The sequence below is a fragment of the Hyphomicrobium sp. DY-1 genome, from assembly GCF_047497105.1.
Taxonomy (GTDB): domain Bacteria; phylum Pseudomonadota; class Alphaproteobacteria; order Rhizobiales; family Hyphomicrobiaceae; genus Hyphomicrobium_B.
Map to the genome: position 1 here is coordinate 1,920,634 of NZ_CP134870.1, position 23,923 is coordinate 1,944,556.

The 23,923-nt window shown below is 60.2% G+C and carries 25 protein-coding genes; 17 read left to right on the forward strand and 8 right to left on the reverse strand.

The window, feature by feature from the left end:
- Positions 1–80: 80 nt before the first annotated feature.
- Positions 81–464, reverse strand: coding sequence for a DUF2794 domain-containing protein (locus tag RLW41_RS09065; protein WP_414464279.1), 384 nt, complete (start codon positions 462–464; stop codon positions 81–83).
- Positions 465–948: 484 nt separating this feature from the next.
- Here RLW41_RS09065 and RLW41_RS09070 point away from each other — a divergent pair, with 484 nt between their 5' ends.
- Complete coding sequence (locus RLW41_RS09070; RefSeq protein ID WP_414464280.1) at positions 949–3,027, forward strand: M3 family metallopeptidase; 2,079 nt, start codon at positions 949–951, stop codon at positions 3,025–3,027.
- Positions 3,028–3,129: 102 nt separating this feature from the next.
- Here RLW41_RS09070 and RLW41_RS09075 read toward each other — a convergent pair whose 3' ends face one another.
- Positions 3,130–3,891 carry a DUF1223 domain-containing protein gene (locus RLW41_RS09075; RefSeq protein ID WP_414464281.1) on the reverse strand — a complete coding sequence of 254 codons (762 nt, stop codon included), beginning with the start codon at positions 3,889–3,891 and terminating at the stop codon, positions 3,130–3,132.
- 457 nt (positions 3,892–4,348) lie between these two features.
- Here RLW41_RS09075 and RLW41_RS09080 point away from each other — a divergent pair, with 457 nt between their 5' ends.
- Positions 4,349–4,954, forward strand: coding sequence for a hypothetical protein (locus RLW41_RS09080; protein WP_414464282.1), 606 nt, complete (start codon positions 4,349–4,351; stop codon positions 4,952–4,954).
- Here the strand turns inward: RLW41_RS09080 and RLW41_RS09085 are convergent.
- A complete protein-coding gene (locus RLW41_RS09085) occupies positions 4,936–5,247 on the reverse strand; it encodes a hypothetical protein (RefSeq protein ID WP_414464283.1) in 312 nt (103 codons plus the stop codon). The genes RLW41_RS09080 and RLW41_RS09085 overlap by 19 nt on opposite strands.
- A 202-nt stretch (positions 5,248–5,449) precedes the next feature.
- Positions 5,450–8,164: an aconitate hydratase AcnA gene (acnA, locus tag RLW41_RS09090; RefSeq protein ID WP_414464284.1), complete on the reverse strand. Its 2,715-nt coding sequence runs from the start codon at positions 8,162–8,164 to the stop codon at positions 5,450–5,452.
- A gap of 227 nt (positions 8,165–8,391) precedes the next feature.
- Between acnA and ccmA the strand changes: the two genes are divergently transcribed.
- From ccmA to RLW41_RS09115, 5 genes are all read left to right on the forward strand, one after another.
- Positions 8,392–9,015 carry a heme ABC exporter ATP-binding protein CcmA gene (ccmA, locus tag RLW41_RS09095; RefSeq protein WP_409561530.1) on the forward strand — a complete coding sequence of 208 codons (624 nt, stop codon included), beginning with the start codon at positions 8,392–8,394 and terminating at the stop codon, positions 9,013–9,015.
- Positions 9,012–9,677 (forward strand): heme exporter protein CcmB, encoded by a 666-nt coding sequence (gene ccmB / locus RLW41_RS09100; protein WP_024274981.1) that lies wholly within the window; start codon positions 9,012–9,014, stop codon positions 9,675–9,677. The genes ccmA and ccmB overlap by 4 nt, the downstream gene beginning before the upstream one ends.
- 62 nt (positions 9,678–9,739) lie before the next feature.
- Complete coding sequence (locus RLW41_RS09105) at positions 9,740–10,492, forward strand: heme ABC transporter permease (protein ID WP_013950187.1); 753 nt, start codon at positions 9,740–9,742, stop codon at positions 10,490–10,492.
- A gap of 11 nt (positions 10,493–10,503) precedes the next feature.
- Positions 10,504–10,659 carry a heme exporter protein CcmD gene (gene ccmD, locus RLW41_RS09110; protein WP_024274982.1) on the forward strand — a complete coding sequence of 52 codons (156 nt, stop codon included), beginning with the start codon at positions 10,504–10,506 and terminating at the stop codon, positions 10,657–10,659.
- A gap of 10 nt (positions 10,660–10,669) precedes the next feature.
- On the forward strand, positions 10,670–11,278 hold the full coding sequence (locus RLW41_RS09115) for a DsbE family thiol:disulfide interchange protein (RefSeq protein ID WP_414464286.1): 609 nt from the start codon (positions 10,670–10,672) through the stop codon (positions 11,276–11,278).
- Between the two features lie 31 nt (positions 11,279–11,309).
- Here the strand turns inward: RLW41_RS09115 and RLW41_RS09120 are convergent, their stop codons facing one another.
- The 3 genes from RLW41_RS09120 to RLW41_RS09130 form a co-directional block, all read right to left on the reverse strand.
- The gene (locus RLW41_RS09120; protein ID WP_409561532.1) at positions 11,310–11,948 is read right to left on the reverse strand and encodes a carbonic anhydrase; all 639 of its coding nucleotides are present in this window, start codon (positions 11,946–11,948) and stop codon (positions 11,310–11,312) included.
- On the reverse strand, positions 11,948–13,135 hold the full coding sequence (gene nhaA / locus RLW41_RS09125) for a Na+/H+ antiporter NhaA (RefSeq protein WP_414464287.1): 1,188 nt from the start codon (positions 13,133–13,135) through the stop codon (positions 11,948–11,950). The genes RLW41_RS09120 and nhaA overlap by 1 nt, the downstream gene beginning before the upstream one ends.
- Before the next feature lie 96 nt (positions 13,136–13,231).
- On the reverse strand, positions 13,232–14,053 hold the full coding sequence (locus RLW41_RS09130) for a PfkB family carbohydrate kinase (protein ID WP_414464288.1): 822 nt from the start codon (positions 14,051–14,053) through the stop codon (positions 13,232–13,234).
- Between the two features lie 159 nt (positions 14,054–14,212).
- Between RLW41_RS09130 and RLW41_RS09135 the strand changes: the two genes are divergently transcribed.
- The 10 genes from RLW41_RS09135 to RLW41_RS09180 all read left to right on the forward strand — a co-directional run bounded on the left by RLW41_RS09135 (position 14,213) and on the right by RLW41_RS09180 (position 22,876).
- Complete coding sequence (locus RLW41_RS09135; RefSeq protein WP_013950193.1) at positions 14,213–15,112, forward strand: HpcH/HpaI aldolase/citrate lyase family protein; 900 nt, start codon at positions 14,213–14,215, stop codon at positions 15,110–15,112.
- Between the two features lie 147 nt (positions 15,113–15,259).
- Positions 15,260–16,318 (forward strand): MaoC family dehydratase, encoded by a 1,059-nt coding sequence (locus RLW41_RS09140; protein WP_409561535.1) that lies wholly within the window; start codon positions 15,260–15,262, stop codon positions 16,316–16,318.
- Between the two features lie 83 nt (positions 16,319–16,401).
- On the forward strand, positions 16,402–16,950 hold the full coding sequence (locus RLW41_RS09145; protein ID WP_414464289.1) for a superoxide dismutase family protein: 549 nt from the start codon (positions 16,402–16,404) through the stop codon (positions 16,948–16,950).
- A gap of 154 nt (positions 16,951–17,104) precedes the next feature.
- The gene (locus tag RLW41_RS09150) at positions 17,105–18,079 is read left to right on the forward strand and encodes an NAD(P)/FAD-dependent oxidoreductase (protein ID WP_414464290.1); all 975 of its coding nucleotides are present in this window, start codon (positions 17,105–17,107) and stop codon (positions 18,077–18,079) included.
- A gap of 91 nt (positions 18,080–18,170) precedes the next feature.
- Positions 18,171–18,581 (forward strand): succinate dehydrogenase, cytochrome b556 subunit, encoded by a 411-nt coding sequence (sdhC, locus tag RLW41_RS09155; protein ID WP_013950197.1) that lies wholly within the window; start codon positions 18,171–18,173, stop codon positions 18,579–18,581.
- On the forward strand, positions 18,581–18,964 hold the full coding sequence (gene sdhD / locus RLW41_RS09160) for a succinate dehydrogenase, hydrophobic membrane anchor protein (RefSeq protein WP_409561538.1): 384 nt from the start codon (positions 18,581–18,583) through the stop codon (positions 18,962–18,964). Before sdhC ends, sdhD begins: the two co-directional genes overlap by 1 nt.
- Before the next feature lie 5 nt (positions 18,965–18,969).
- A complete protein-coding gene (gene sdhA / locus RLW41_RS09165; RefSeq protein WP_414464291.1) occupies positions 18,970–20,817 on the forward strand; it encodes a succinate dehydrogenase flavoprotein subunit in 1,848 nt (615 codons plus the stop codon).
- Positions 20,818–20,960: 143 nt separating this feature from the next.
- Positions 20,961–21,560, forward strand: a complete 600-nt coding sequence (locus tag RLW41_RS09170) for a hypothetical protein (RefSeq protein WP_414464292.1) — start codon at positions 20,961–20,963, stop codon at positions 21,558–21,560.
- 106 nt (positions 21,561–21,666) lie between these two features.
- Positions 21,667–22,446, forward strand: a complete 780-nt coding sequence (locus RLW41_RS09175; RefSeq protein WP_414464293.1) for a succinate dehydrogenase iron-sulfur subunit — start codon at positions 21,667–21,669, stop codon at positions 22,444–22,446.
- Between the two features lie 37 nt (positions 22,447–22,483).
- Positions 22,484–22,876: a VOC family protein gene (locus RLW41_RS09180; protein ID WP_414464294.1), complete on the forward strand. Its 393-nt coding sequence runs from the start codon at positions 22,484–22,486 to the stop codon at positions 22,874–22,876.
- A 15-nt stretch (positions 22,877–22,891) separates the two neighbouring features.
- Here the strand turns inward: RLW41_RS09180 and RLW41_RS09185 are convergent, their stop codons facing one another.
- The gene (locus tag RLW41_RS09185; protein WP_414464295.1) at positions 22,892–23,908 is read right to left on the reverse strand and encodes an MBL fold metallo-hydrolase; all 1,017 of its coding nucleotides are present in this window, start codon (positions 23,906–23,908) and stop codon (positions 22,892–22,894) included.
- Positions 23,909–23,923: the final 15 nt, after the last annotated feature.

A 23,923-nucleotide genomic window follows, 5' to 3' on the forward strand; every position in this document is an offset into this window, starting at 1 on the left:
TGCGTATTTTTTGTCGGCGCTCTTTTGTTTTCCGCTTCCGACTCTCGTTCCGAGGGCCGGCCGGAAGCGGAGGAAGAGCTTTAAAATCTCACGACGTCGGGGCGGTCTTCGAGGACGCTCAGCACGCGCTTCAGGTCATGGCCGCGCTTCATGATGAGGCCTCCGGCCGCGATGACGCTGTAGGCGCCCTGTTTGCGCGCCAGGCGCAGATCCTTCTCGATGCGATAGAGCGCGTATTCGCTTGCCTTGCGATAGACGGAAAAGACGGCCTTGTCGCGCAGCAGGTCGATGGCGTAGTCGCGCCAAGCGCCGGAGGCAACTTTGCGGCCGTAGAGATCGAGAATGGCTGTGAGTTCGTAGCGATCGAATGTGGTTCGTCGGCCTGGCTCCGAATGCTGATCGGGCGATCCAGGCGTGCCCGCTGAGCGCGGGCGAAAAACTATCGGGTCGGTTGTCTCGCTCAAACGGCGCCGTCCAATCGTTGATAATGAAGGATCGCGCTAACGGACGGCGAATGCAAGAGAGACGTCAAAAAACTTGCGGTTCTTCGGCCAAATGAACGGGATGAACAACTTTGGGGACAAAGCACGGAAATACCCTGACCCTGACAAAATCGCGACTCAGGCGCGGCCCCAATCCGCCGTATTAAAACGCGATAGAGATAACCGTTGCCTTTGGGTCCGATTTCAAAGGACCGGCTCTGGATATATAGCCCCCCAGCCCCCCGGGGCCATAGTTTCGAGATAGGACTCTCAGGCAACGCTCCCTTCTGCGTTTTGGTCCCCATCCAAAACGAACCCTCTCCCTCGACGTCGTGTTCGACAGGACCGGTGCCACCGCGCCGGTCCTGTCGGCGTTGCCGCATTGCAAGGGTTTCATTTGAGCACAAACGGTATTTTGTGCGTATATAAAGTTACAGAGTGGGGGAAACTCGGATATTCGATCTCAATGATAGCAAAGCGTAAGGCGGCATCGAAGCCGCGCCCAAAAGCCACCGCCAATCCATTGATGATGAAATGGAACGGCGAATTCGCCATGCCGCCATTCGAGAAAATCGAGGCGCGCCATTTCAAACCGGCGCTCGAAGCGGCGTTTCGCGAGCACAAAGCAGAAATCGAAAAGATCGCACGCAATTCGGCAAAGCCGACGTTCGCCAATACGATCATCGCGCTTGAAAAGAGCGGCTGGCAGTTGTCCCGCGTCGCGTCGGTTTTCTGGAATCTCGAAGGCTCGGATTCGACGCCGGAATTGCAGGAAGTCGCGCGCGATATGGCGCCTCGTTTTGCAGCGCACGAAACGCAGATCCTGCTTGATAAGCGCCTCTTCAAGCGTGTCGATGATCTTTACGAGCGCCGCGATGCGCTAAAGCTCGATGATGAAGACCTGCGCGTGCTCGAACGCCACCATCTGGAATTCGTTCGCGCGGGTGCACGGCTGTCGTCGGCAGACAAATCGCGCGTGAAAGAGATCAACGCGCGCCTCGCGACGCTCGTCACGCAGTTCATGCAGAACGTCTTGAAAGACGAGCAATCCTGGCAGCTCGTGCTCGACGGCGAGAACGATCTCGCCGGACTGCCTCAAACGCTCAAGGACAGTGCGGAACGGGCGGCGGCCGATGTGGGTCTTCCGGGCAAGGCGATCGTGACGCTGGCGCGGTCGAGTGTCGAAGGGTTCCTGACGTACTCTGCCCGCAGAGATTTGCGGGAGCAGGCGTTCAACGCCTGGATCAGCCGCGGCGCACGCGAGGGCGAGACCGACAACCGGCAGATCGTTGCCGAAGCGGTTGCCTTGCGTGGTGAATATGCGCGGTTGATGGGCTTCAAGTCGTATGCCGAATTCAGCCTGCAGGACACGATGGCGAAGACGCCGGTTGCCGTCGATGAGCTTCTTCGCGCCGTGTGGGCGAAGGCCATCGTGCGCGCCAAAGGCGAACGCGATCTGCTGGCGGCCGAAGCGCAGAACGCGGGCGACAATTCCGAAATCATGCCGTGGGACTGGCGCTATTACTCGGAAAAGGTGCGCCAGGCGAAGTACGATTTCGACGAGTCGAAGCTGCAGCCCTACCTCGAACTCGACCACATGATTCGCGCCGCGTTCGACACGGCGACGAAGCTCTTCGGATTGAAGTTCAAGGAGCGCAAGGATCTGCCGCGCTATCACCCCGAGGTGCGTGTGTGGGAGGTGCTCGACAAGAAAGGCCAGCACGTCGGCATTTTCATGGGCGATTATTTTGCCCGACCAACGAAGCGTTCCGGCGCCTGGATGTCGTCGTTCCGCTCGCAGCACAAGCTCGGCAAGGGCCAGACACCGATCATCATCAACGTTTTGAATTTCACGAAGGGCGGCGATGATACGCCGCCGCTGCTGTCGTTCGACGATGCACGCACGCTGTTTCACGAATTCGGGCACGGGCTGCACGGGTTGCTGTCCAATGTGACATATCCGTCGATCTCGGGAACGTCAGTGTCGCGCGATTTCGTCGAGCTGCCGTCGCAGCTTTACGAGCATTGGCTGTCGACGGCGGACGTGCTCGAAAAGCACGCGCTGCACTACAAGACCGGCAAGCCGATGCCGAAATCGCTGCGTCAGCGGTTGACGGCGGCGCGCAATTTCAATCAGGGATTTGCAACGGTCGAATATACGTCGTCCGCGCTCGTCGATATGGCGCTCTATTCCGCCGACATGTCGGAAATCGGCGATATCGAAGGCTTCGAGCGCGATGCGCTCAACGGTATCGACATGCCCAAAGAGATCGTGATGCGGCACCGTCTGCCGCACTTCATGCACATCATGTCGGGCTATGCAGCGGGCTATTACAGCTATCTGTGGTCGGAAGTGATGGACGCGGATGCGTTCGCGGCGTTCGAAGAGACGGGCAACGTGTTTCATCCGGCGACGGCAAAGAAGCTGCACGAGTTCATTTACTCGGCAGGCAATCGGCGCGATCCGCATGACGCGTACGTGGCGTTTCGCGGGCGGCCGCCGAAGATCGACGGCCTGCTGAAGAAGCGCGGGCTGGCGGCTTGATGATTGGCCCCGGCGACTCCCCTTCGGGGAGCCGGCCGAAGCTTTACTCGGCGCGTTCCGACTCGCGTTCCGCGAGCCGGCAGGAACGCACGGGGCGGTTATCTACCAGAGGCCCGCCATCGTCGCGCCGATGATGGGGCCGCTGCGGCCTTCCTGCACGAGAACGACGACCTTCTGCACGTCGGCTTGCATCATGGCGGCGCGCGGTAGCTGCACCTGCATCGGCTGGCCTTTCCAGATGCCGACGGGAATGAGCTCGTGGACGACGTTGGTGTAGGTCAGCGTCTTGCCGGCGTTCTCGCCATCCTTGACCGGCACCGAACCCGACATCTGCACGACGCCGAGCCAGATCGTCGCCTCGCGCGGGGCATGGCCGGATGCGTCGGCGCCCAGCGCGAAGTTCATGGTGTTGCGCTCCTGCCAGAAACGGACCGGCACCTGGCGGGGTCCTCCGGATTTGGAGGTTTCGTCGATAGCCTGCTCGATTGCAGCTTTCGAGGAGCCGTTGACAGGGATTTCGCCGTTCACGACCGCCTGCGGCGTGTAGATCTGGCCGTCGCCGCGGGCGCGGGCATAATTGCGTTGCCGTTCGGTATTGCGCGGCGAGGCGAAGGTATCTTTCCAGCCGAGATAGTTCCAGTAGTCGACGGGCAGCGACAGGGCGATGATCGACGGGTCGTCGGCGAGCGTCTTCAGAACTTCATCGGCAGGCGGGCAGGACGAGCACCCCTGGCTCGTGAAGAGCTCAACGACGGCTTTGACGGGCTGGTCCGCTGGCCGGTCGACGGGGACTTCCTGGGCTGAAGCGGGAACGGCGCCGGCGCCGACGACGAGGACCGCCAGCAGGAATTCGCGAAAACGCATCAATCGTTAAGCCTCACAGATACTACGGCCGCCGCCAAGTTTATCTTTAGCGCCCACAAACGTCAGGCCAAAGTGAAAGGCGCGAAAGCCTTGTCACGAAGGGGTGAGCGTTAAGGAATTCGCTGGAGGGCGGGAGGGTGTTACGTGGTGCAATCTGCGTGCAGGCGGACGAGGACTTGAAACGGCAATAGACGCCCCCCATTTCAGATGCGCCGGTTAATCAGAGAACGCGGGTTCGAATCCCGCACGGGGCGCCAATGGCCCCGTTCGTCTAGCGGCAGGACGTCTGACTCTTTGAGCGCCGCTCCCCGAACGGGTCGAGCGGCGTTTCGGTATCCACTTCAGTCTTTTGCAAGCTTCTACAGCGATCTTCGTTGTGTGAGTCGTTTTGACTCACTTCCGCCGCTTTCATAACTATCTGATTCAGTTATTCTTTCTGCTGTGAGGTGAAAAAAGAATGGCCGACAGCACCTACAATCTCAATGGCGGGTTCAAACCGACCCTTAAGCGGTTCGCTGACTTGGATGGGCCGGATTTCTTTCCGACGCCAGCATGGGCAACTCACGCGCTGGTCGACAATGAGCGATTCGAAGGAACGACATGGGAACCAGCGTGTGGCGACGGAGCCATGTCACGCGTTCTCGAAACAACTTGCAAACTCGTCGTCAGTTCGGATCTGTTCGACCGCGGTTTTGGAGAAGGCGGAATCGACTTTCTGACCGCCGACCGCAAGACCGACAACATTATCACGAACCCTCCCTATAACAGCGCGGAGGCCTTCGTGGCAGCGGGGGTTAGACAGGCACGTAGCAAAGTCGCTCTGCTGCTACGTCTAGCGTTTCTGGAAGGGGCTAATCGGGCAAGGACGATTTTCAGCGATTTCCCACCTTCCCGGGTATGGGTCTTCAGCGAACGGATCACGTTCTATCCCAAGGGAGCCGTGGTGAAAGGGTCTGGCACCACGGCTTATGCTTGGTTTGTCTGGGATAAGAACGCAGGCCGCCATACCGAACTGAAATGGCTGAAGCCGGGATATAAGGCGCGCTATTCGGTCGGGACCTGAGCTAAAAACTCTCGTCCGGCATCGGTGATCTTGATGCCGTCGCCCGTATATTCGGCATATCCTTTCGAGAACATGCTATTCGGTCCGTTGCGATGCGAGATTAGATTTCGCACCTTTTGCGAGAAATGACTGTCGCTACGACCCTCAAGGATTTCAGCATCCTGCCCTTCAGGCTGAAACTCTTCTTCCAGCTTCCCAATGAGGTCTGATGTCGAGATATCGCCGTCGGAGCGCGCAGCAGCTGCTCTTAATGCGGGAATAATAATATCGCGTTCGCGAATTCTTGCCGCCATGGAATATCCTCTAAAAATATTGGGTCAAATAATTGGTTCTGGTCGTAATTGCAATGATGGGAGCATGCAGAGGATGATGCTCCCCCGAATGTTCGCTGAATGTCATCCGTGCCGCAGATGGCTGCATCGGGCATGCAGATAGCTACGCCATCGTAGCACCCCGGAGCCGCATGGGCTTCCGGGATGAGAGAGCAGCCAGGGCCTAAGCCGCCAGATTGCGCAGCACGTAGTGCAGGATGCCGCCGTTCTTGAAGTACTCGATCTCGTCGAGCGTATCGATCCGGCAGAGCACCGGCACGGGCAGCGTCGAGCCGTCGGCGCGGGTGATGGTGATCGTCACGACCTCGCGCGGCTTGACGCTGGCGAGACCGGGAATGGACACGCGTTCGTCGCCCTTGAGGCCAAGCGATTCCCACGATGTGCCTTCGGTGAAGACGAAGGGCGCGACGCCCATGCCGACCAGGTTCGAACGATGGATGCGCTCGAACGACTGCGCGATGACGGCGCGGACGCCGAGCAGGTTCGTGCCTTTAGCCGCCCAGTCGCGTGAGGAGCCGTTGCCGTATTCGACGCCCGCAAAGACAACGAGCGGCACGCCTTCGGCTTCGTACTGCATGGCGGCATCGTAGATCGGCATTTCGGTGCCCGATGGATAGTGGATCGTCAGGCCGCCTTCCTTCACGTTGCCGTTCGCATCCTTCACCATGTGGTTCTTGATGCGGATGTTGGCGAAGGTGCCGCGCATCATCACTTCATGATTGCCGCGGCGTGTGCCGTACTGGTTGAAGTCCACCGGCTGCACGCCGTGGTCGAGCAGATACTTGCCGGCCGGGCTCGCGGTCTTGATGGAGCCCGCAGGCGAGATGTGGTCGGTCGTGATCTTGTCGCCGAAGAGACCCAGGATGCGGGCGTTGACGATGTCGCCCACGGGCTTGGCTTCACGGGCGATCGACTGGAAGTAGGGCGGGTTCTGGACGTACGTCGACGAGCCGTTCCAGCCGTAGGTCAGGCCGCCGCTGGTCGCGATGCCCTGCCAGTTGTTGTCGCCTTTGAAGACATCGGCGTAGCGCGACATGAACATGGAGCGCGTGATGTTGTCGGCGATGAACTGCTGGATTTCCTGCGTCGTCGGCCAGATGTCCTTCAGGAAGACAGGCTTGCCGTCTTTGCCAGTGCCCAACGGCTCTTTGGTCAGATCCTTCTGAACCGAGCCCGCGAGCGCGTAAGCGACGACGAGCGGGGGCGACGCCAGATAGTTCGCCTGCACGTCGGGGCTGACGCGGCCTTCGAAGTTGCGATTGCCGGACAGGACCGCCGCAGCAACGATACCGTTGCCGTTGATCGCTTTCGAAATCTCAGGCGCCAGCGGGCCGGAGTTTCCGATGCAGGTGGTGCAGCCGAAGCCGACGAGGTTGAAGCCGATCTGATCGAGGAAGGGCTGCAAGCCCGCATCCGCGAGGTAAGCGGCGACGACTTGCGATCCCGGTGCCAGCGATGTTTTCACCCACGGTTTGCTCGTCAGCCCAGCGTTGACGGCGTTGCGGGCGAGCAGGCCGGCGGCGATCAGCACGCTCGGGTTCGACGTATTCGTGCAGCTCGTGATCGCGGCGATGACGACGTCGCCGTGGCCGATGTCGAAGTCTTTGCCTTCGACGGGCACGCGCTTCGAAAGCTCATCCGGCTTCTTGTATTCGCCGGCGAGCGCAGTTTCGAAGCCGCTTTTGATGTCGGTCAGCGCGATGCGGCCTTCGGGACGCTTGGGACCCGCCATCGACGGGACGACATCGCCGAGATCGAGTTCGAGCGTGTCGGTGAAGACCGGATCGGCCGAGCCCGTTTCGCGATAGAGGCCCTGCGCCTTGGTGTAGGCTTCAACAAGCGCGATGCGGTGCGCGTCGCGGCCCGACATCGTGAGATAGTTGATCGTTTCCCCGTCGACCGGGAAGAAGCCGCAGGTGGCGCCGTATTCCGGGGCCATGTTGGCGATCGTCGCGCGGTCGGCGAGCGTCATACTATCGAGGCCGGGTCCGAAGAATTCGACGAATTTACCGACGACGCCCTTCTTGCGCAGCATCTGCGTGACGGTGAGAACGAGGTCGGTCGCGGTGACGCCTTCCTTCAGCTTGCCCGTCAGGCGGAAACCGATGACCTCAGGAATGAGCATCGACTGCGGCTGGCCGAGCATCGCTGCTTCGGCTTCGATGCCGCCGACACCCCAGCCGAGAACGGCCAAGCCGTTGACCATCGTCGTGTGGCTGTCGGTGCCGACGAGGGTATCAGGATAGGCAACGGTTGCGCCGTCCGCCATCTCGTTCGTCCAGACGGTCTGAGCGAGATATTCGAGGTTGACCTGGTGGCAGATGCCGGTGCCCGGCGGCACGACGCGGAAGTTCTGAAACGCGCCCTGGCCCCATTTCAGGAAGTTATAGCGCTCGCCGTTGCGCGCGTATTCGAGCGCGACGTTGTCGGCCAAGGCTTTCGGCGTGCCGAACTCATCGACGATGACAGAGTGATCGATGACGAGATCGACGGGGACGAGCGGATTGATTTTCGTCGGGTCGCCACCGAGCTTCGTCATGCCGTCGCGCATGGCGGCGAGATCGACAACGGCGGGTACGCCGGTGAAGTCCTGCATCAGCACGCGGGCCGGGCGGAAGCCGATTTCTTTCTCGGTTTTGCCTTTGTTATCGAGCCATTCGGCCATGGCCATGATGTCGGCTTTGGTGACCGAGCGGTTGTCCTCGTGACGAAGGAGGTTTTCGAGGAGAACCTTCATGGAATAGGGAAGGTGCGAGATGCCTTTAAGGCCGTTAGCCTCGGCATCGGGCAAGGAATAGTAAACGTAAGTCTTACCCTCGACGGTGAGGGTTTTCTTGCATTTGAAGCTGTCGTCGGAAATGGGTGTAAGGGCGCTCAAGGTCAGGCCTCCGAAAGATTAAGACGAAGGGCTGCGCCGCCGGTGTGCCGACGGAATCGAGGACGCCCCGCGGCACATAGGACTGGGCCGCGCGACCCCCTCGCTTTTGCGCTAGCGAAGGATACAACGTGCCTTTTATATAAGCATATCGAAAAGAAAAGCCCAATCGTGCGGATGGCCAAATTGCCCCGCCTTTGCTCAATCCGACATCATGGAATCCGATCACTGTGCAGCTTATTGCTGAAGACTTGACCATCGACCGCGGGCCGCGGCGTGTCATCGAGGGGTTGTCGTTCGACGTCAAGCACGGCGAAGCCTTGGTGCTGACGGGCGCGAACGGCATCGGCAAGACGACATTGCTGCGAACGCTGGCCGGATTCATCCGGCCGTTTCGCGGTTCCGTTCGTCTCGAAGGCGGCGATCCGGAGCTGTCGGTCGCGGAGCAGGCGCATGCGATCGGTCACACCAATTCGGTGAAGTCGAGTTTGACGGTGATCGAGAACGCGACGTTCTGGAACGCCTATCTGGAAGCGAACGATCATTCGCAGCAGCGGATCGACGCTGCGCTTCAGCATTTCGGATTGGAAGAGCTTGGCGAATTTCCCGCCGCGTATCTTTCGGCCGGACAAAAGCGGCGGCTCGGGCTGTCGCGGCTGCTTGTTGCGCACCGGCCGCTGTGGCTGCTCGATGAGCCCACTGCGTCGCTCGACGCGGCGTCGTCGGAGCGGCTAGTGGCGGCGGTGAACGCGCATACGCGCGAGGGCGGGCTTGCCGTCATTGCCACGCATTTGCCTTTGGCGCTGGAGCGGGCGCGGACGCTCGATCTCGTGGCGCATAGGATGGCGGCGTGAAGAGTTTCTGGGCTCTCATCAAGCGGGACTTGCGATTGGCAGTCCGCGAGGGTGGCGCTATCGGGACAGCGCTGGGCTTTTTTCTCGTGGTCGTCTCGTTGATGCCGCTTGGGCTCGGGCCGGATCTCAATCTGCTGGCGCGGATTGCGGCGGGCGTGCTCTGGATCGCGCTGTTGCTGGCAGCGTTGCTGTCGCTCAATCGTATTTTCGAGGCGGATTACGAAGACGGGACCCTTGATGTGCTGGCGACGGGGCCGCTGCCGCTCGAGCTTGTCAGCGCCGCAAAGGCTTTAGCCCACTGGATCACCACGGGAATTCCGCTGGCGATCATGGCGCCGGTGCTCGGCATCCTCCTCAATCTCGACCTCAATTCTTACCCTATTCTTGTGGCAACAACCTTAATCGGGACGCCGGCCGTGAGTTTTCTGGGGGCGATCGGGGCGGCATTGACCATGAAGACACGTCGCGGCGGCCTGCTTCTGGCCGTGATTGTGCTTCCGTTCTATGTGCCGACGCTGATTTTCGGCATATCGGCCGTCAGTGCCAGCGCGGGACCCGATGGGCTTAGTGCGTCGTTTCTCATTCTGGCGGCGGTGTCGCTGGTTACGGTCGTGCTGGGGCCGGTCGCGGCAGCTGCTGCGCTTCGGATCCAGTTGCAGTAATTCTCCAAATGGTAACCTCAGGCTTCATTGCGCCGTATCGTTTAAAGGCTTAAATCCCGCCCATGCAGACGCTTACGCAACGCCTCGCCAATCCGACACGGTTCATGGAGCTTTCCGCTCGCGTGCTGCCGTGGGTGACGGCCGCTTCGGCTATCCTATTGGTTTACGGTCTTTATTTGGCATTTCTGGATTCGCCACCTGACTATCAGCAGGGTGAGACGGTCCGGATCATGTACATCCATGTGCCGTGCGCGTGGCTCTCGATGATGATTTACGGGCTGATTGCGCTGTCGAGTTTCGGCCTGCTCGTGTTTCGTCATCCGCTGGCGGACGTTTCGGCGAAGGCCGCGGCGCCGCTCGGCGCGGCCTTCACGTTCCTGGCGCTGGTGACCGGTTCGCTCTGGGGCAAGCCGATGTGGGGCACCTACTGGGTTTGGGATGCGCGACTGACGTCGGTGCTGCTGCTGTTCTTTCTCTATCTCGGCTTGATTGCTCTGCGTTCAGCGCTGGAAGACGAAGGGGCTGCAGCCAAGCTGACAGCCGTCCTGGCGCTCGTGGGCGTGACGCTGCTGCCGATCATCAAGTTTTCGGTCAATTGGTGGAATACGCTGCATCAGCCGTCGACGGACTTCACATCGACCGTCGATCCGAGCATGCGTCTGCCGTTGCTGGTGATGGCGCTAGCGTTCACGCTGATGTTCTTCGCGATGCATCTGAAGGCGATGAGGAACGAGATTCTTCGCCGCCGGGTGAAGGCGCTCAGGACACAGGCGGTCATGGGCCGGGATCGGCTCGCGCCTCAGGCAGCGGAGTGATTGATATGAATATGGGACCGCACGCCGCTTTCATTTGGCTGTCGTATGCCGTCGTCACGGTGACGGTGATCGGGCTCATCCTTTGGCTTTTGGCTGATGGATGGAAGCAGCGCGCCGAACTCGCCGCGCTGGAACGCCAGGGCGTCAAGCGCCGCTCCTCGCACTGAATAGAGAGAGATGACGGTGGCCCAGGGTCGATCCAATTATTTGCGCTTGTTGCCCGTCGTGATTTTCGTGGTCATCGCGGGCTTTTTCGCGATGGCCCTCAGGTCCGGCGATCCGTCGTTGCTGCCGTCAACGCTTGTCGGCAAGCCGGTGCCGCAAACGACGTTTCCGGCCGTCGAAGGGCTGGAAGTGACAGCGGGCAAGTCCGAACCAGGTTTTACTTCGGCTGATCTTGCGAAGGGCAAGATCTCGGTCGTCAATTACTGGGCGTCGTGGTGCGTACCGTGCGTCGATGAGCATCCGATGCTGGAGCAGCTCAAGGAAGAGTCCGGCGTCGACATTTATGGCGTCAACTACAAGGACCAGGCCGCGGCGGCGCGGCGTTTCCTGGGGCGTTACGGCAATCCGTTCACGGCAGTCGGGACCGATGCCGATGGGCGCGCTGCGATCGACTGGGGCGTCTACGGAACGCCTGAGACGTTCGTCGTCAACGGCAAGGGCCACGTGATCTACAAGCACGTTGGGCCGATCACGCCGGAGTCGCTCAAGACGAAGTTGCTGCCGATCATTGCCAAGGCGAAAGTGGAAGCTGCCGCCGGAGCGGCAGGTCCATCATCCTGATAGGCCGAGAAGGCTCCGAGCGGCCACGCCATCAAAGTGCGAAGAACTGACCGCGCGAGTGGTTCAGAACCGTCAGCGTTCCCGACTTGATGTCGAAATGCGCGCCGTGCAGCGACAACCGGCCCTTGTCTTCCTGCTCTTTCACGAACGGGAAGGTACGCAAATTAGCGATCGACTGCTTGATGGCTTCTTTTTCGAGCGCTTCCTGACGGACGCTAGCTGAGCTGCTTTGATGTGCAGCTAGAACGCTGAGACGGGCGTCGTCGAGCATCGACATCCATTTCGAGATGAAATGCGCGTCCGTCTGGATTGCGGCGTTCTGGTCCAGCGCCGCCTTCACGCCGCCGCAGCCAGAATGGCCCATGACGATCATGTTCTTCACGCGCAAATTCAGCACTGCAAACTCCATCGCGGCGCTGACGCCGTGATATTTGCCGCTGACTTCGTAGGGCGGAACAAGATTGGCGACATTGCGGACGACGAATAGTTCGCCGGGCATGGCCGAGAAGATCGTCTCGGGATCGACGCGGCTGTCCGAGCACGAGACGATCATCGTCTCGGGGCTTTGCCCGTGTGTCGCGAGTTCTTCGTAATGGTCGGCGTTCGGAACGAAATGGCGATGACGGAAACGGCGATAGCGGTCCGCCAAAGTTTCGGGAAAGCTGCTCATTATTGTTTTTCCTCCGCCATCGGTGGGGCTCCCTTGCTCGTGACCAATACGATGTAGCCGACCACCGCTGCCAGCAGGGACCCTGCCATAACGCCGAGACGCACTTCCGCGGTCAGCGTGGGGTCGGGGAACGCCAGCAGGCCAATGAACAAGCTCATCGTGAAACCAATGCCGCCGAGAATTGCGGTCCCGAAGAGCTGCATCCGAGATGCTCCGTGAGGCATTTCTCCGAGGCCGCTGGCAATCACAGCGCGCACTGCGCCGTATATGCCGAGTGGCTTGCCGAGGAAAAGACCCAACGCGATGCCGACGGGGATTTGCGACAGCATGTCATTCATTGACAGGTCGCCAACCGCCAATCCGGCGTTGGCGAGAGCGAAGATCGGCATGATGCCAAAGCTGACCCAAGGGCTCAATGTGTGCTCGAGCGCCGGGAGCGGACCGTCGACCCCTTTCTTCGGGCTCGAGAGCGGGATCATCAGCGCCGTGACGACACCCGCAATGGTTGCGTGAACCCCGGACTGCAACACGCAGAGCCAAACGAAGGCTCCGACGAGCAGATAGGGCCAGACCCGCATGACGTTGAGCCGGTTCATGACCGCCATCACGGCGGCGCCGGCAGCGGCCAATCCCAATGCGATGAACGACAGTTCGTATGTGTAGAAAAATGCGATGATCAGAATGGCGCCGAGATCGTCGATGATGGCGAGGGCGAGCAGGAAGACCTTCAGCGTCGGTGGGACGCGCTTGCCCAGCAGCGCCATCACGCCGACGGCAAACGCGATGTCGGTTGCTGCCGGAATGGCCCAGCCGCGCAGGTGCTCCGCGTTATCGAAATTGATCGCGACATAGATCAGCGCCGGGACGACCATACCGCCAATTGCGCCGACGATCGGCAGCATCGCGGCGGCGGGTTTCGAAAGCGCGCCGCGAATGGCCTCACGCTTGATTTCGAGACCGACGACCAGAAAAAAAATGACCATCAGGCCATCGTTAATCCAGTGATGGATTTCTTTTGTGAGAGCGAAGGGTGCGACGCCGAGCTGAACTTTGGTCGTTAAGATGTGCTCATAGGCGTTGTGAAGAGGCGAATTGGCAAGGAACAGCGCCAAGAGCGCGGCGGCAAGCAAAACAAGGCTGGCAAGAACTTCTCTGCTAATGCCTTCCGCACTTGATTCTGGCTTCATATCTGCGGAGTCCCTCCATAAAAATGATCCCTGGGCAGATATGCCGGTTCATTCCATGCGCAGCAACCCAAAGCGGGCGTGGCGCGCGAATGTCACTCACGCTGCAGCTTTGATGGACACAGGAGAGATGTGCCGCCAATCGACGAAATTCGGCAGCATGCGATCGGTGCCGCGGCTGATTTCGAGCGCGCGGCGAACGCCGCCGAGAGCGTAAGCCAGCGCCGTCTGAGGCGGTTCGCCGTGCATGAGTTTGGCGGTGAGGCAGCCTGCGAAGATGTCGCCGGTGCCATGCGGCACGTCGGCCCATTTCTCGACGCGGCCGATGAAGGTGCGGTCCGCAGCCGTCAGCACGGTAGCGAGCGAGGTTGGCCCGTCCGGAATTGATGTTCCGGCGACGATGGGGCGGCTGAGATTGGCGATTGCGGTGACGGCATCGGCCGGCGATTGGACATTGCTGCCGGACAGCCACGATAACTCGAAGCGGTTCGGCGTCATGATGTCGGCCATTGGCATGAGCAGATCGCGGATGCCGTGTGCGGATCGTTCGTCAATATAGAGGCCGCCGGGGTCGTCGCCGAAGATCGGATCGCAGATATAGGTGATCTCGGGCTTCGCGGCGCGCAGACGCATTACGGCTTCAGCGACGATTTCGACGTGCTGGAGCGATGGTAGGTAGCCGGAGAAAATCGCATCGAACGAGGCCAGCCAGCCATTGTCGGCGAGGGCGCGGACCATGTCTCCGACAAGTCTCGGATCGAGCGTAATGCCGGCGATGTGGGCGCGGATCGGATGGTTCGACAGCACAACCGTCGGCAGTCCGACGACATCGATGCCGGCGGCGAGTAGGGGCGGGCTTGTTGCGGTCAGCCCAACGGGATCATGCGCAACATACGACGAGATCATGAGAATGCGGCGCATAGGGACCGAAGAGTTCGCGATTGGACCTTTGCCGCGCGATGGACAAGCCAACGCCAGCGCTCGGAATTGCGATTTATTCGAAAGTTTAGTCGCGGTCGATGTTGCAAACGTGCATGCTGCGATGCAAAATCAACGCATTTTTCTACGGGAGTCGATGCGATGGCCATGAGACCCAGACGCAGCGTCCTCTATTTGCCCGGCGACAACGAGCGGGCTCTGGAAAAAGCCAAAACGCTGCCGGCGGATTCGATCATCATCGATCTTGAGGATTCGGTCGCGCCTCCCAACAAGGAAAAGGCGCGAGCGCAGGCAACGGCTGCGATCCACGAAGGGGGGTTTGGTTCGCGGGAAGTGATCCTCAGGGTCAATCCGATAGAAACGCCGTGGGGGATGGCCGATCTGCACGGGGCCATGGCAGCCGTTCCGGATGCCATTCTCATTCCAAAGGTTTCGAACTCCGGCGATATCACCGGTACGGCGAAGGTCATCAAAGCATCGGATGCCGATCCGCGCATTCGGCTCTGGGCGATGATCGAGACGCCGATGGGGATCATCAACGCCAAGGAAATTGCCGCCTGTGCGCCCGACCAGGACAATCGGCTCGTCTGCTTCGTGCTGGGCACGAACGATCTCCTGAAGGAGAGCCGTGCGCTCGCAAGCCGCAACCGTTTCGCCGTCGTGCCGTGGCTGGCGATGACGCTGGTGGCCGCGCGGGCTTATGGGCTCGATGTCATTGATGGCGTCTACAACGATTTTAAGGACGAATCCGGTTTTCGCGCCGAATGCGAGCATGGCCGCACGCTGGGCATGGACGGCAAGACGCTCATCCATCCGTCGCAGGTCGTGCCCTGCAACGAAGTCTTTTCACCGACGATCGAGGAAATCGCCTGGGCGCATAAGATCATCAAAGCCTTCGAAGAGCCCGAGAATGCGCGCAAGGGGGTGATTACGGTCGAGGGACGCATGGTCGAACGGCTGCATCTCGTGATGGCGAGGCGTGTCGCCGCGATTGCCGATGCCATCAACGCGCGATCGAAAGTCGAGGAGCCGTGGTTTTAGTAAATGCCGCCTCCAACGGGCTTCGTGCGGCCCTTGATCGCGTCCCCGACCTTTCAAAAAAGGGTTGCGGTCTGATCCCGACATCCTGAAAAGAACCAAAACCCGAAGCCCGTGCGTAAGGGCTTCCCGAATCATAAGGCGGGGATGATGGCCGGAACCAAGACGAACGCAGGAAACTTCTTCGAAGATTTCACTTACGGCCAAGTCATCCCGCACGCCACACCCCGCACCGTCACCGACGGCGACGTGGCGCTTTACACCTCGCTTTACGGCTCGCGCTTTGCAGTGCAGTCGGCTGATACGTTCGCCAAGGCCATCGGCTATCCGAAAGCGCCGCTCGACGATATGCTCACGTTTCATGTCGTGTTCGGCAAGACGACGCCGGATATCTCTCTCAACGCCATCGCCAATCTCGGCTATGCCGATTGCCGGTTCCTGAAGCCTGTCTATCCGGGCGATACGCTGTCGGCGACGTCGGAAGTGATTGGTCTGAAGGAAAATTCGAACGGCGAGACGGGCACCGTTTACGTGCGTTCGACGGGGCGCAACCAGGATGGCGAAGTCGTCCTCGAATATTGCCGCTGGGTGATGGTGCGCAAGCGCTCCAAGGGGTCGCCGGCGCCGGAAGCGGTGGTGCCGAAGCTTCCCGAGCGTGTCGATCCGGAAGTTCTTGCGTCGGCGGTCCCGGCGCTCGACGTCAGCAAATATGATTTCGCGCTGTCGGGTTCGCCGCATCGCTGGGGTGATTATGAGCCGGGCGAGAAGATCGATCATGTCGACGGCATGACGCTGGAAGAAGCCGAGCATCAGATCGCGACGCGGCTTTATCAGAATACGGCGAAGGTCCATTTCAATCAGCACACCGAATCCAAAGGCCGGTTCGGCAAGCGGATCGTCTATGGCGGCGTTGTCATTTCACTGGTGCGGGCGCTGTCCTACAACGGGCTCGGCAATGCCTTCCACTTGGCGGCCATCAATGGCGGCCGGCACGTGGCGCCGACGTTCGCCGGCGATACGATCTACGCGTGGTCGGAAATCCTGGAGAAAGCCGAGATTCCCGAACGGAAGGACGTCGGCGCGCTTCGGGTTCGTCTCGTCGGCGTCAAAAATCAGGATTGCGCGTCACTGCCGCTCAAGACTCCGACGGGCGAGTACGCCGAAGGGGTTGTTCTCGATCTCGATACGTGGCTTGTGCTTCCCCGCTAAGGGCATTCAGCGGCAGCGGAGCTGGCTGACGCCTGTGCCTTGGCGCTAGCGACTTCCGGGCAGGAAGCGGGGGAACACGTCGCATGAACCTCAGAGCGAACCTCAAGGCGAGCATCACGATCGGTCGGGTGGCGCTGGGCGTGCTCGTTCTGGCCGTGGCCGGACCGGCAGACGCGGCCGGCGAAAAGGCCGTTGCCGAGATCAAACTCTCAGACGGTTCGAGTGCCGGCACGGTGACGCTGACCGACATGTCCTCCGGCGTGCTTCTCGCATTCGATCTCAAAGGCTTGCCACCGGGCGCTCACGCTTTTGGCGTGCACGAGGCCGGCAAATGCGATGGCGATTTTTCGTCCGCAGGGCCGACCTACAATCCGCTCGGCGCTCAGCACGGCTTCATGAACGATGAGGGTCCGATGGCGGGCGATCTTCCCAACATCGTCGCCGGACCCGACGGTATGGCGCGCGCCGAAATGATGACAACGTATCTCCACTTTAACGTCGGCGCTGACGATACGCTTTTCGATGCCGATGGATCATCGCTTGTCATCTATGACAAGGCCGATGACTATCGGACCGATCCGGATGGTAGCGGGGAAAAGCGGATCGCTTGCGGTGTGATCAAACAGCAATAGCGTCGGTGGGACGCGAAATTCACGTTGATCAATCGACGTGATGCCGCTTTGCCGATGCGCACGCCGGGCCTGAGATTGTAAATCTCCAAAGGGCCGCGATTCGATCGTATGTATGCGTCGTAATTAACCGGCCGGACATTCGAAGCGAGATGCGGTGATCAATCAAGTTGCAATCATCGGTGCGGGTCTGGCGGGGCTTTCATGTGCGCAGACGTTGCGGAGCGCGGGCATTTCCGTTGAGGTTTTTGAAGAAGACCGCAACGTCGGCGGCCGCCTCGCAACGATCTGTCTCGGCAGCGACCGGTTCGATCCGGGTGCGCAATATCTCTTGGCGCAAACGGATGAATTCGGGCGTTATCTCTCGGAGATTGCGGGTCTCGGCTATGCGGATACCTGGGCGCCGCGACAGTGGAAACCAGGGCCCGGCAAAACCGTCCGGGAGCCGTGGATCGTCGGGACACCCGGCATGTCGTCGATCGCGCGTCCGATGGCCGATGGCGTGCGTGTCTCGGTCGGCCGGCGGGTGCAATCGCTCGAACGGCGAGAGAAAGGCTGGCACCTCTGGTTCGCAGACGAAGCATCGGCTGGGCCGTTCGAAGCGGTGGCCATCACTGTTCCCGCGGCAGCGGCGTTGCCGCTGACGGAACGGATCGACCGTCTCGCGTCGCCGCTGCAGAACGTGTTCATGCTGCCCTGCTGGTCCTTGATGGTCCGCCTCGATCAAAAGAAAACTTCGGAGCATGACGTTTTCACCGACGTCTCAGAGGTCGTGCGGTGGATCGCGCGCGACAACACGAAGCCGGGGCGCGATCCCAGGGGCGAGGCCCTTGTCATTCATGCCTCATCGGCGTGGAGCCTGGCGGCGGAGCAGGCTGACCCCGAAGATGTGGCGGAAGAGCTTTGGAGCGAGGTCGGGGAGTTCTTAAATCTCCCCCCTGTCAGACCGTCGCGGATGACAGCCTTCCTCTGGCGCCAGGGTATCGTCGGCAGGGCGCTGGGCGAGACGCATCTTTACTGTCCGGAAACGCAGGTCGGCGTTGCGGGGGACTGGTGCCTCGGCAGCTTCGCCGAACATGCCTTTACAAGCGGCCGGCATCTCGGGCAGGCCATTGCTGGCGCGCTGACCTGAGGCGCGACAGAATCTATGTGGCATTTGGCGAATTGCCGCGCCCGCGTCGAGGCGCTAGATATGCGCATCAAACAAAAAAGAAGGACGTCCGATGGCAGTTACATCCGGCCGCGGCGTGCGCCCCAAGCGGCCGCTTTCACCACATCTGCAAATCTATTCGCCGCTTATCAACATGGTGATGTCGATCGTACATCGCATCACGGGGGCGGCGCTTTATTTCGGTTCGCTGCTGCTCGCCTGGTGGCTGATCGCAGCCGCGAGCGGACCGGACGCCTACAACTATTTTCTGAGCTGGTGCGATACGTGGTTCGGTAAGCTGGTGTTGCTCGGCTATACGTGGGTTCTGATGCATCACATGATGGGCGGCATCCGCCACTTCATCTGGGACAGCGGCCACGGCTACGACCTTGAGACGGTCGATCTCTTGTCGTGGGGGTCGCTTGCCGCGTCGCTGGCGTTGACGGCGATTGTCTGGATCGCGGTTGCTATGGGGGCCGTCTGATGACCACGATGCGGACACCGCTGAAAAAAGTACGTTATCTCGGCTCGGCCAAAGAAGGCGCCGACCATTTCTGGAAACAGCGCGTGACGGCGGTTGCGAACCTGTTCCTCGGGATCTTTCTCGTTTGGCTGATCGTTTCGCTGCTTGGCGCGGACTACGCGACGGCGAAACAGAAGCTTGCGCACCCATTGATTGCGATTCCGCTTCTCGGTCTTGTACTTTCGGGCACCGTCCATATGCGGATCGGCATGCAAGTCATCATCGAAGATTACGTCCACGAAGAAGGGCTTAAGGTCGTGGCCTTGATGCTCAACACCTTCTTCGCCATTGCCATCGCACTCGCGTGCGTGTTCTCGATTTTGAAACTGAGTTTTGGAGCCTGAGCCTGATGTCGCAATTGAATGGCAAGGCCAACGGCGCGGGTGCCGCGCCGTCGCAGATCGGCAAAGCCTATCCGCTGCACGATCATGTCTATGATGTCGTTGTCGTCGGTGCGGGTGGCGCAGGATTGCGTGCGACGCTTGGCTGCGCGGAAGCAGGTCTTAAAACGGCTTGCGTGACGAAGGTGTTCCCGACGCGCTCGCATACGGTTGCGGCGCAGGGCGGTGTGGCGGCGGCGCTCGGCAACATGGGCCGCGACGACTGGCGTTGGCACATGTACGACACCGTCAAAGGTTCCGACTGGCTCGGCGATCAGGACGCGATCGAATATCTGTGCCGGAACGCGCCGGCTGCCGTCTATGAGCTCGAGCATTACGGCGTGCCGTTCTCGCGCACCGAAGACGGCAAGATCTACCAGCGCCCATTTGGCGGCATGACGACCGACTACGGCGAGGGTCCGCCGGCACAGCGCACGTGTGCCGCTGCCGACCGCACCGGCCACGCGATGCTGCATACGCTTTACGGGCAGTCGCTGCGCCACGCGGCGGAATTCTTCATCGAATATTTCGCGCTCGATCTCATCATGGATCAGGACGGTGCATGCCGGGGCATCATCGCGCTCAATCTCGATGACGGCACGCTGCATCGCTTCCGTGCGAAGAAGACCATCCTGGCAACAGGTGGTTACGGGCGGACGTATTTCTCGTGCACCTCAGCGCATACCTGCACCGGCGACGGCAACGCCATGGTTCTGCGCGCAGGTTTGCCGCTGCAGGACATGGAATTCGTACAGTTCCATCCCACCGGTATTTACGGCGCGGGCGTGTTGATTACCGAAGGCGCGCGCGGCGAAGGCGGGTATCTGACAAATTCCAAGGGCGAGCGCTTCATGGAGCGCTATGCGCCGCATGCCAAAGACCTCGCCTCGCGCGACGTCGTCTCGCGCTCGATGACGATCGAAATTCGCGAAGGCCGCGGCGTCGGCCCGGATGCCGATCATATCTATTTGCATCTCGACCATCTCGATCCGAAGATTTTGGCCGAGCGTTTGCCCGGCATCACGGAGAACGCGAAGGTGTTCGCAGGCGTCGATCTTCGTCGTCAGCCGATCCCGGTGTTGCCGACGGTTCACTACAACATGGGCGGCATCCCGACGAACTATCACGGTGAAGTTCTGACCAAGAAGAACGGCGATCCCGATCATGTCGTGCCGGGCCTGATGGCGATCGGCGAGGCGGCATGCGTGTCGGTGCACGGCGCCAACCGTCTGGGCTCGAACTCGCTCATCGATCTCGTCGTGTTCGGTCGTGCGGCCGGTTTGCGCTGTGCCGAGACGATCGAGCAAGGCGCAATGCAGTCGGACCTGCCCAAGGACGCGCACGAACCGGCGCTTGCCCGCCTCGATCATTTCCGTAACGCCAAGGGCTCGACGCCGACGGCGGCGCTGCGGCTGCGCATGCAGAAGATCATGCAGTCGAACTGCGCGGTTTTCCGCGATGGCCCGGTGCTGAAAGAAGGCGTCGAGAAGATCACGCAAGTCTGGCGCGATGCGGCGGATATTTCCGTTACCGACCGGTCCCTGGTGTGGAATTCCGATCTCGTCGAAACGCTGGAATTCGACAACCTGATCGCGCAAGCAGCCGTTACGGTCGTAGGCGCAGAAAACCGCCAGGAAAGCCGCGGCGCGCACGCGCGCGAAGATTTCCCCAAGCGTGACGATGTCAATTGGATGAAGCACACGCTGGCATGGGCTGATTACGCGACGCAATCGGTCAAGCTCGACGATCGTCCGGTGCACACGAAGACCATGACCAACGAGGTCAAATACATCGAGCCTAAAGCCCGCGTTTATTGAGCCGGTCCAGCTTTTATTTAGTCGCGCTTCTCATTGGGAAAACCGGTGCCCGGCTTTTCCGGAAGCGCTCCGGATGAGTAGAAATAGCGCCGCTTTGGGAAGTCGCTTATGGTGCGGCCGCTATTCAAGGGGCGGGCGCGATTGTGACGAAGATCAGTAAGGACGAGAGCGACGATACCGACACTCGCATGCCGCCCGATCCGTTCGCGGCGGTGCTGCCGTCGCTGGCGGCTCTTGGCGCAATCGCGTCGATCGCAGCCATTAATTGGTCGGGACAGGAAAAGGTCGCAATGCGCACCCGCACCAAGCGCAAGACTGGTGCCGCGCTTCGCGATCTTGAAACCTGTTGTCTCGGCCTCGTCGAGATCTTTAAACGTTTCCAGAAGCATCCGAGGGTGTTTGCAGGTGGCGGCGGACAGGCGTCGGCGCCGCTGAAGTTTGGGGTTCACGGACAACGCATTCGCGCGGACGCTCAGCGGCTTTATCTGCAACTGATGAATGACATCGCCTCGATGCTGGTGCTTGCCACGCAGAACGCGTTCGACGTCATGACCGCGATCGAAGATGGGGATGTCGAGGCGCCGGAGGAGGTCTTCTTCGGCTTTGGCGAGCAACAGGAACGGCTCAACGACATTATCCAGTCGCGAGTGCCGCTGCGCGTCGCGGTCGAAACGGGGGCTCAGATCGCGGAAAGCCTTGTCGGGTTGGTCCGGGAGCTGAAGAAACACCAGAAATCCGGTTAAGGCCAAAGAACCGCATCCGCCGCGGGCTCATGCCGTTGACAGGGGACGACGTTCAAGCTTCTGTCAGGTTCATAAGGATTTCGTTGGCGGGAACACCGGCACTCTCATGGTTCAGCTCACTCTTCCGAAAAATTCGACAATCTCTGAAGGCAAGATCTGGAACAGGCCGGACCGCGAGGGCGATTGGAAGGAATTCCGGATTTATCGCTGGAATCCGGATGACGAACGCAATCCGCGCGTCGACACCTATCATATCGATCAGAAGCAGTGCGGACCGATGGTTCTTGACGCTCTGATCAAGATCAAGAACGAGATCGATCCGACGCTGACGTTCCGCCGTTCGTGCCGCGAAGGCATTTGCGGCTCGTGCGCGATGAATATTGACGGCACTAATACGCTCGCGTGCCTGAAGGGTATCGATGACGTCAAAGGGCCGGTAAAGGTTTATCCGCTGCCGCACATGGAAGTCGTCAAAGACCTCGTGCCGGATCTCACGAATTTCTACGCGCAGCATCGCTCCATAGAGCCGTGGCTCAAAACCGATACGCCGACGCCGCCGAAGGAGTGGAAGCAGTCGCGCGAGGATCGTGAGAAACTGGACGGGCTTTACGAGTGCATTCTGTGCGCATGCTGCTCCGCGTCGTGCCCGAGCTACTGGTGGAACTCGGATCGCTATCTCGGCCCTGCCATTCTGCTGCAAGCCTATCGCTGGGTAATCGACAGTCGTGACGAAGCGACGGGCGAGCGTCTCGACAATCTCGAAGATCCTTTCCGGCTCTACCGCTGCCACACGATCATGAATTGCGCCAAGGCTTGCCCGAAAGGTTTGTCTCCGGCAAAAGCCATCGCGGAACTCAAGAAACTTATGGTCGAGCGCCGCGTGTAGGCGGCCGGCTCGATCGCATCATAATGAAGGAGCGACCGTGCTGGACATTCTCGATCACATTGGCTTCCCCGTTACCAATTACCGCCGGTCGCTGGAGTTCTATACCAAGGCGCTGGCGCCGCTCGGCATCAAGCTGCTCAAGGAAATGAAGTTCTCGGAAGAGGACGATGACGGGTATGCCGGGTTCGGTCGTGAGCGGCCGCAATTCTGGATCGGAACGGGTACGGCGCTGAAGGGTCGCCTTCACGTCGCGTTTGCTGCGCAGGGCCGCGACGAAGTGAAAGCCTTCTACGAGGCGGCGCTGGCTGCAGGCGGCAAAGACAACGGACCGCCGGGACTTCGGCCGCACTATCACGCCAACTACTACGGCGGTTTCGTTTTCGATCCGGACGGCCACAACATCGAAGCCGTAACGCATCTGCCGGAGTGAACCAGACGATCACGGTTAGAGGTTGAGCTGGTAGGAGTGTGCCAGCCAACGATAGCTGCCGGGTCCATTGCGCTCGACGTATCCGATTGACGGAAATGGCATGTGGTAGCCGATGACCGGGATACGGTCGGTCGCCGCTATGTCATAGATGCGACGGCGGGTTCGAGCACCAAGCTGTTTGTCGGAATCGAAGAGGCAATCCCATTCAGGGTGCGCGAGCGATGCAACCTGGTGGTGGGCGCAGTCGCCCCAATACAAAATCGATTTGCCCTGGCTCTCGATCATAAAGGCAAGGTGCCCTGGCGTGTGTCCGTAAGCTTCGATGGCGCGGACGCCCGTCACGACGTCGTCTCCTGGTTTTATGAACGTAAACTTGTCGGCGACGGGTTTCGTGTTGGTTCGGAATATGCTCGCCCATTTTTCCAGATCGGCTGTGAATTTTCCTTCCGGAGCCCAGAAGTCATGCTCGATTGCGCCAATCACGTAGCGTGCGTTGGGAAAGAGCGGCTTTGCATTTTCGATCATGCCGCCGACGTGATCGGGATGACCATGGCTTAAAAGGACGATGTCGATGTCTTCGGGCTTGAAGCCTGCGGGGCCGAGCTGGGCCGCAAGCCAGCCGCCATTGGGGCGCGGAATGAAACCGTTCGATCCGTTGCCGGTGTCGAGCAGGATCAGCTTATCACCGGTGTTGATGATCGTCGGCGTGAAGCCCGGCTGGTATTTCTGCTCCGGCAAAAGGTTGTCGCGCATCAGCGCCCGAACATCGGCTTCGCGGGCATTTTGCCCGACGATTGGGAACGGACCATCAATGAAAGCTTCTGAATCCGAGATCGTGGTAATCTCGAAAGCGCCGAGCTTGAAGCGGTAGAATTTCGGTTGCCAAGGTCCAAGTGCCGGGGGTGATGCGGTCGCGTCTGATGCAAACGCCAGGGACAGAGCGGGTGCGAGAGCGACGCCGATGCCTGTGGTCAAAAGTTTCCGGCGATCCACGACGAGAGCTTCGATATCGGGCGAGAGGGCTTTGCGCATTTCGATGTCCTTGCC

What these genes read in the sequence shown, in the direction of transcription:
- RLW41_RS09070 (WP_414464280.1), top strand. Translation starts at nt 949, where the DNA reads ATGATAGCAAAGCGTAAGGCGGCATCGAAGCCGCGCCCAAAAGCCACC.
- RLW41_RS09075 (WP_414464281.1), bottom strand. Translation starts at nt 3,891, where the DNA reads ATGCGTTTTCGCGAATTCCTGCTGGCGGTCCTCGTCGTCGGCGCCGGC.
- RLW41_RS09080 (WP_414464282.1), top strand. Translation starts at nt 4,349, where the DNA reads ATGGCCGACAGCACCTACAATCTCAATGGCGGGTTCAAACCGACCCTT.
- RLW41_RS09085 (WP_414464283.1), bottom strand. Translation starts at nt 5,247, where the DNA reads ATGGCGGCAAGAATTCGCGAACGCGATATTATTATTCCCGCATTAAGA.
- RLW41_RS09105 (WP_013950187.1), top strand. Translation starts at nt 9,740, where the DNA reads ATGCAGACGCTTACGCAACGCCTCGCCAATCCGACACGGTTCATGGAG.
- ccmD (WP_024274982.1), top strand. Translation starts at nt 10,504, where the DNA reads ATGGGACCGCACGCCGCTTTCATTTGGCTGTCGTATGCCGTCGTCACG.
- RLW41_RS09115 (WP_414464286.1), top strand. Translation starts at nt 10,670, where the DNA reads ATGACGGTGGCCCAGGGTCGATCCAATTATTTGCGCTTGTTGCCCGTC.
- RLW41_RS09120 (WP_409561532.1), bottom strand. Translation starts at nt 11,948, where the DNA reads ATGAGCAGCTTTCCCGAAACTTTGGCGGACCGCTATCGCCGTTTCCGT.
- nhaA (WP_414464287.1), bottom strand. Translation starts at nt 13,135, where the DNA reads ATGAAGCCAGAATCAAGTGCGGAAGGCATTAGCAGAGAAGTTCTTGCC.
- RLW41_RS09130 (WP_414464288.1), bottom strand. Translation starts at nt 14,053, where the DNA reads ATGCGCCGCATTCTCATGATCTCGTCGTATGTTGCGCATGATCCCGTT.
- RLW41_RS09135 (WP_013950193.1), top strand. Translation starts at nt 14,213, where the DNA reads ATGGCCATGAGACCCAGACGCAGCGTCCTCTATTTGCCCGGCGACAAC.
- RLW41_RS09140 (WP_409561535.1), top strand. Translation starts at nt 15,260, where the DNA reads ATGGCCGGAACCAAGACGAACGCAGGAAACTTCTTCGAAGATTTCACT.
- RLW41_RS09145 (WP_414464289.1), top strand. Translation starts at nt 16,402, where the DNA reads ATGAACCTCAGAGCGAACCTCAAGGCGAGCATCACGATCGGTCGGGTG.
- sdhC (WP_013950197.1), top strand. Translation starts at nt 18,171, where the DNA reads ATGGCAGTTACATCCGGCCGCGGCGTGCGCCCCAAGCGGCCGCTTTCA.
- sdhD (WP_409561538.1), top strand. Translation starts at nt 18,581, where the DNA reads ATGACCACGATGCGGACACCGCTGAAAAAAGTACGTTATCTCGGCTCG.
- sdhA (WP_414464291.1), top strand. Translation starts at nt 18,970, where the DNA reads ATGTCGCAATTGAATGGCAAGGCCAACGGCGCGGGTGCCGCGCCGTCG.
- RLW41_RS09175 (WP_414464293.1), top strand. Translation starts at nt 21,667, where the DNA reads ATGGTTCAGCTCACTCTTCCGAAAAATTCGACAATCTCTGAAGGCAAG.
- RLW41_RS09185 (WP_414464295.1), bottom strand. Translation starts at nt 23,908, where the DNA reads ATGCGCAAAGCCCTCTCGCCCGATATCGAAGCTCTCGTCGTGGATCGC.